This is a genomic window from Prosthecobacter sp. (assembly GCF_044373815.1).
In the GTDB taxonomy this organism is placed as follows: Bacteria; Verrucomicrobiota; Verrucomicrobiia; order Verrucomicrobiales; family Verrucomicrobiaceae; genus Prosthecobacter.
The window spans coordinates 1-5,134 of sequence record NZ_JBIPNG010000476.1 but is presented as its reverse complement, the minus strand read 5'-3'; the positions used below and the strand labels follow the sequence as shown (position 1 = coordinate 5,134).

General features: G+C 56.5%; 7 protein-coding genes. 4 read left to right on the top strand and 3 right to left on the bottom strand.

Translation table 11 applies throughout. The features are described 5' to 3' along the window. From ACIREA_RS26415 to ACIREA_RS26405, 3 genes are all read right to left on the bottom strand, one after another. Positions 1-283 (bottom strand): hypothetical protein (locus ACIREA_RS26415; protein WP_397385317.1); only part of this gene is annotated, 283 nt, incomplete at its 3' end. A 23-nt stretch (positions 284-306) separates the two neighbouring features. Further along, the gene (locus tag ACIREA_RS26410; RefSeq protein ID WP_397385316.1) at positions 307-1,551 is read right to left on the bottom strand and encodes a DUF4268 domain-containing protein; all 1,245 of its coding nucleotides are present in this window, start codon (positions 1,549-1,551) and stop codon (positions 307-309) included. Positions 1,552-1,619: 68 nt separating this feature from the next. Beyond that, positions 1,620-2,666 carry a helix-turn-helix transcriptional regulator gene (locus ACIREA_RS26405; RefSeq protein ID WP_397385315.1) on the bottom strand — a complete coding sequence of 349 codons (1,047 nt, stop codon included), beginning with the start codon at positions 2,664-2,666 and terminating at the stop codon, positions 1,620-1,622. A 91-nt stretch (positions 2,667-2,757) separates the two neighbouring features. Here ACIREA_RS26405 and ACIREA_RS26400 point away from each other — a divergent pair, with 91 nt between their 5' ends. From ACIREA_RS26400 to ACIREA_RS26385, 4 genes are all read left to right on the top strand, one after another. After that, complete coding sequence (locus tag ACIREA_RS26400) at positions 2,758-3,306, top strand: hypothetical protein (protein ID WP_397385314.1); 549 nt, start codon at positions 2,758-2,760, stop codon at positions 3,304-3,306. Between the two features lie 65 nt (positions 3,307-3,371). Further along, entirely contained in the window at positions 3,372-4,046 is a 675-nt protein-coding gene (locus ACIREA_RS26395) for a hypothetical protein (protein ID WP_397385313.1), read from the top strand. 5 nt (positions 4,047-4,051) lie between these two features. Further along, a complete protein-coding gene (locus tag ACIREA_RS26390) occupies positions 4,052-4,483 on the top strand; it encodes a dual specificity protein phosphatase family protein (protein WP_397385312.1) in 432 nt (143 codons plus the stop codon). Positions 4,484-4,578: 95 nt separating this feature from the next. Beyond that, complete coding sequence (locus ACIREA_RS26385; protein WP_397385311.1) at positions 4,579-4,713, top strand: hypothetical protein; 135 nt, start codon at positions 4,579-4,581, stop codon at positions 4,711-4,713. Positions 4,714-5,134: the final 421 nt, after the last annotated feature.

Below are 5,134 nucleotides of genomic sequence, written 5' to 3'. Positions count from 1 at the left end.
CAATGAGGCACTGCTGAGGGCTCAAGCGTTTGCCTTGTTCCAGAATGGCAAGAAGGTCATTCATCATCTCATGGATGTTGAACGGCCACAACGTCAACGGAACGAACATCCAGCCGTAAAGCACCCGTAATCGTGCAGCAGCCTCCTCCTGCAATTTTGGAATCGTGGCGTGGTAACAGCGCAGAGTGTCCTCGGCCCATTCTGCAGCATGATAAGCACGGGATTCGAGCTTCTTCAGGTCCAGCTCCAGTGCCTCTGTCATGGGTTTGAGACTATTGTTCATGGTGGAGCTGCTTTAGCTACTGCCTATTGATCACGCAGCACAGCCTCAATCCGAGGACGGAACGTATTGACGAAACGATTCATCAGATCGCCCAGCCATGCCTGCACCTCGGCCCGCTGTTGCGTCAGCATCTGATCACCAAAATCACGCCAAACCTGAACAGAATGCCACTTGTCGCTGGACGCCCACTGAACCGGCTGGCCAATTGCCGCGTTGATCGCGGTTTGGTCCGCCATCAAGGCGGCGTAGATCCGGTCACTGACAGGTTCCCTTCGAAACGAGATATAGACCCCCGCCTTCCCGCTTTGTTCCGCTGCAACGGCAGATAATCGGCCCTTTGATTCCTTAGTCAGGTCAAAGAACTGATTGGTGCCCTTGGAGGGTGGTTTCACCGGCTGGCTCTGATCGTCGAGAGGATATTTCTCCAACCACTCAGTCCAGAAATCGCTGAACTTGAGCCGCTGCTGCTCCAGGTCGGGTCTCGGCATCGCTTCCCGGTCCACTTCGGGTGAATCTGCATCTGGCTCGGCGAGTTCTCCTCCGCGCACTTCAACGACTATCCGGCGGATGATCTCTGAATGGGCAAGGACTCGCGGCTGCACCAGCTGCATGCCGTTCGGCATCTGGTAGATCGCCATCTCGATCAGGCCAAAAGTGAAGTGCAGTGTTCCGTGGTCCTCAATGAACTGGGTGATTGCTCCGACGTTCTCACGAATACCATCGCCTGCGATCAAAAGCAGCAGTTCACCGCGCCTAAGGTTGCGTGAGACTGCGTCGATAAACTGGGCTTCGTCGAGTCCCCCGTGCTGCTCACGAACCACTTCGAACAAGGACCTTGCGGTTCCCTGGTCACGACGGCCTGCCGCACGAATGGCTGCATCGAGCGTCTCGTAACTCCAATGGCTCAGCTCCTTGGCATAATCGAGGATCTGACCAATCACCTTCCGTCGTGCTTCGGGATTCCGCCACAGCTTGGCTTCAAGCACCACCAGACGGCCTTCGCGTGTGGCATAGAGGACATCCAGAGGTCCTGCAGGTGTCAGCAGCTCGCGGCAGATCGGAACCAAGCCGGCGAACAAAGGGTTAATTTCGGCAATGGGCAGCGATTGCGGGTGTTTGTAGAGTAGGTCTTGAAGCCAGTCTTCGTTGTAGGCACTCGTTCCGGAAGCGCCGGTCAGAGGAATGCGTTCAAGCAAGATTTCGGTTCCTTGATCAGAGATGAGAATCGGTAGTGGGTGAGTGCCTGCCATGACGGTGATCGCTTTCAAGAGAGTCGAAGATTGTCGCGAGACTTAACTGCTGGTGCGTGCCGTTCCATGCAAGGGAATCTCATCCATCACCCGCCCTTTGTCATTTTAGTGAGTTCCTCCCGCACCCGCTGCTTGAGCTCCAGCGGTCCCAGCACCTTCGCTTTGCTGCCCCAGCTCAGCACCCAGCGGGTGATTTCCTCCAGGCCGGACAGGTCCGCCTGAAACTCGATCACGCTGCCGTCCGGTTTCAGCTTCCGAATCGCCTGGGTCGAGTGCCACAGGCGCTCCCCCACCACGCGGGCAGCGTAGCCTTCAAAGCGAATGTGCACCTCGTGTGTGCGCTTCTCCTCTCCTGCATAGCTCCATACGCCAAAGCCACCGCCCAGATGATCCCGTGCATTGAAGCGCGGATCACGCACAAACTTCGTCTTCAGCAGGCTCAGGTTCGTGATGCGTTGCAGGGCAAAGGTGCGCACCGCTTTCCGTGCCGGATCGTAGGCCAGTAAATACCAGCCATGCTCAATCTGCCCCACATGATAAGGATGAACCAAGCGCTGCTCGGGCTTGCTGCTGGTGAGCTTGTGATAATCAAAGCTCACCTCCCGGCAGGCCCGCACCGCATCAAGCAGATCGCCAAACAGCGTCACATCCGCCGGTAGCACACCAGAAGCCTTCACTGAAAAAGCTTCATCCAGCTCATGCCACTCGATGGAAATCTCACCAGGGCAGGCTTCGGCGATCTTGCTGAAGCTCTCGCTCAGCATGCGCTCCAGCCGCGTTCCCCGCAGCGGCTCCAGCGCATGCCGCGCCAAGAACAAGGCCACCAGGTCATTACGGGAAAGATGCAGCATGGGGAATTCATGCACCGGCTGCGTGTAGTGGTACCCATGCTTGAGAGGATCATATTCCAGAGGCAATCCCAGTTGGTCCCGCATGAAGCTCATGTCCCGCTGGATGGTCTTGGGTGTCACTTCGATCTCTGTTGCCAAGGTGGAGCAGTTCGGATGTCTGCCGGTGAGGACGATCTTGTGGATCTCCAGCACACGCCAAAGGGCAACTCGACTGGTTCCTGCTCGAATGACCGAGGTGGGAGCCTTGGCTCGTGATCTTCGGGGGGAGGATGCTTTGGACATGTTAGCGAAGAAATACCTCATAAACTTTATCTGTCGCCCCGCAAATGTCCCACCCCCTGTGAGAGAATGCGCATGTCTAGACAAACCTCCCATGGCCATTCTTCGATCAGGCATTCATTTTTGCATCAACAGCAAGCCGCTCGATGACCTGCTTCGCAAGGCAGGCGGCGGCAGCGGTCTGCTCATTCCGGACGTGCGCATGATTCATTGCACGGACGACCTGCGCCGCCACATGCGCCTGATGTGGCTGCTGCCACTGGGAGCGGACTGCGTGACTGATCCCGAGCTGAATGCTCTCTCGTTGCCAGTGCCTGCAGGTTTAACGCTTACAGACAGCGGTTACACCTTCCTCCGCCTGCCAGAGCATCTCGACGAGCGTGACCGCAAAGCATTGACGCTGTTTTGGCAAAGTCCGCGTTGTCAGGCCTACTTGCAGCAGCAGATGGAGAAGGTGCAACCAGTGCGAAGACTCTTGCTCGATTTTCTCGAACCGGAGGACTTCTTCCTCAACGAGTGGTTACCGGTACCACCGCCGCTGCCAGCATCTGGCCTGCCACTGACGGAGGCGGAAAAGGCAGCAAAACTTAGCGCTTCCAGGGCCGAGCTTATCGCCGCTGTGGAGGAGGAAATGGCCGAGTAGGCCGCAATCTCACACCACATCCCCTAACCCAATTTGTCTGTCATTTTCCAGCCTACAACACCCCTATGAACCCCCACCTCACCGAAATCGCCTACATTCTCGACCGCTCCGGCTCCATGCAATCCATGCAGGAGCCTGCTGTCGCTGCTTTCAATCTCTTCATCAAATCCCAGCTAGATGTCCCAGGCGATGCCCACCTCACGCTCGTCCAGTTTGATGATGCTTACGAAGTGCCGTTCGCAGCAATGCCAATTCAGGAGGTGCCGCAGCTCACCGCCGCCACCTACGTCCCACGCGGCAGCACCGCATTGCTCGACGCCATCGGTCGCACCATCAAAGAAACCGATACTCGCCTGCAAAAACTCCCTGCCGCCAACCAGCCTGGCAAGGTCATCATCACCGTCTTCACCGACGGCATGGAGAACGCTTCCAGCGATTACACCGTGAAGCACATCAGTGATCTGATCCGCCTCTATCGCGATGAAAAAAGCTGGGAATTCCTCTTCTTGGCCGCCAATCAGGATGCCATCGCCAGTGCTACGGCCATGCACATGGACGCCCGATCCAGCGGCAACGTCACCTACAGTGCCAAAGGCGTGACCTCCACAGGTAGCGCCATGTCCCGCAAAGTGCGGGCCATGCGCATGAAAAGCAGCGGCACCATGGATGCCCAGGCCATGGAAGACGATGCCAAGCCCATGGACCAGATCGTCAGAGAGGAAGAACAGAAGCCAGATTGAACCACATGACCTTCATCACCGACACCATCGCCATTGGCAATTTTGTGGATGCTGAGAACCGTGCAGCAAGGGATGCCGCAGGAATACGCTCGATTCTTTGCCTCAACGGACACTTCTATGACTGTAAGCCAGCGGACTGCGGGGTGGAGGCTTTGACCTGTTTCAATTTTCGGGATGGTCCGGGCAACGACCCTTGGTTATTTGAGCGTGTCGTAAAGATTGTCGGGGAATACGCATCGAAGCATCCCAATCTTCTGGTCCACTGCCATGCTGGCAGAAGCCGTTCCGTCATGGTGGTGGCAAGTCATCTGGTGCGTCAAAACTCCTGGGATCTGCGTCAGGCGCTCGCCTTCATCCACGCGAAGCGGTCCGAGATCGTGCTCTCGGATGAGCTGATGTCCACCTGGGATGTGAACAATGAAGGGAGGATCGCATGACCAACCGCCGCCGCCCGAGGCACGAACGTCTCTTCCGCAGAGTGACACGCAGTGCCCCATTCATGTCAATCATGACGCCATCTCCATTGAGCCTCATGTCCGCCATCACTTTCCTCGGCAGCCTCATCGCGCTACTTTCAGGATGCATGGAGGTCTCGCTGGTGCTTGCCGCCTCCAGCACTGGCAGCTTGACCTGCCAGTTCCGTAACCATCATGACCTGCCAACTTGAACCCCATGAAACACCAAACCTCCGTTCAAGACCTCCTGTACACTGCCAATATCGCCGCCCGATCTCCTGAAAGCACTCATTTTTAGAAGACTCGGGACACAATCGAGAAACGATCAGGCCACTGGCTCAAGGAGAGGGCGCGGCAGATCAAGAATGAAGGGTTCGATGTGAATGAGTGGATTAAGGCATAGGAACCTGATGTTACGGGTCGCCAGATTCCTGGGAAGAACTGAGCACCATTCCTTGCCCTTGGGGTCATCCCCCGCTTAGATGCCATCCTGTCATAAGAGTTTCACTGAATGCCCACCACCAAACCACATGAATACAACCTCAGTTTCACCGCCGCATCATTGCGCCCTGAATTGGCGAGGATCGTTGCGGAATACTATTTGGAGACAGGCAATTGGGATCTCGCGAAAGA